Source organism: Bartonella sp. PS7NMGDW (genome assembly GCF_042193585.1).
Taxonomy (GTDB): Bacteria; Pseudomonadota; Alphaproteobacteria; order Rhizobiales; family Rhizobiaceae; genus Bartonella; species Bartonella grahamii.
The window spans coordinates 1-1,122 of the sequence record NZ_JBHILX010000084.1 but is presented as its reverse complement, the minus strand read 5'-3'; the positions used below and the strand labels follow the sequence as shown (position 1 = coordinate 1,122).

Genomic DNA, 1,122 nt, shown 5'->3' with positions numbered 1-1,122 from the left:
GATCAATTTTAGTGAAAAGTTGCGTGAACACTGTAAAGTCCATGGAATTCCTCTTTAATGAATTTTCAACTTTTTATCACCTTGAAACATAGATATATGCTAAACGTGTCATTTTCATTTATACATTACCCAAGTATTTGCATTACGATATCTTGGCTTTGATAAAATCTTTGTGCCTCTTTGAATTGTTCGGATAGTACTGAACTTTCTACAGTGGCTTTTGTTTTTATCGTATGGTAGGCATCCCGTTTGTTTCATGGTTAAAAATTTTCATATCAAGTTCGCGTCTTTTCCTTTTGATAAGTGATTGCTCAGCATTACGTAAATGCGCTACCATTTCCATCTTTATAAATTCATTTTGGATCATGGTTAACGAACCATCGATATGTGCTTGAAGATCTGCAGTATCTTTCAGGTTTTCTTTTTTTTGAATTTCATCTAATAGATGTTGGAGGTATTTAAAACGATTTTCTACGTTTTCAAAAGTTTCTAAACTTACAGCTTTATCTTGTATCGATGCAAATTGTAAACGCTCCGAAATAGCTTTGCCCATTTGATCAAAAGTCCCAGAAATTTTGTTTTCTTCCTCTAATACCTTTTGATATGATTCCCTTGAAAGCTTATCACGCTTATAGAGCGATTCTGGTTCTTTGAGAAAAAAACTAGAAAAGTCAATTGTTTTAGATCCAGTTTTCTGATTCTTTGTTATAGCTTGATAGGCTTTTTCTATTTGTGAAACTTGTTTTTTTTTCAACTCAAGCTGTTTTTTTAAGAGCTCAATAATTTCTCCTTTTTTTAAAAGCTGAAGGATTTCCGAATATTCTGCTGGTGGAGCAGGTTGTGGCGGTGGAGCAGGTTGTGGCGGTGGAGCAGGTTGTGGCGATGGAGCAGGTTGTGGCGGTGAAGCAGGTTGTGGCTTTTTTCTACGTCTAATTTTAACATTTCTAGTGTGTGTTGAATCTGTATAGCCAGGATATTCCCACACCAGACGTCCTCCTATTATGACGAGTCTTTTTTCAAGTCTATCATAGTTCCTTTCGCTATTTGCATGTGCCAAATTTATCATTCCCCAAATGGTAATCATTCCTGTTATAATAAATCGCTTTTTCATCTGTCTCCTCG

The 1,122-nt window shown here is 35.5% G+C and carries 1 protein-coding gene; it reads right to left on the bottom strand.

The window, feature by feature from the left end:
• Positions 1-226: 226 nt before the first annotated feature.
• Positions 227-1,111: a type IV secretion system protein gene (locus ACFIKJ_RS09385; RefSeq protein WP_375670550.1), complete on the bottom strand. Its 885-nt coding sequence runs from the start codon at positions 1,109-1,111 to the stop codon at positions 227-229.
• Positions 1,112-1,122: the final 11 nt, after the last annotated feature.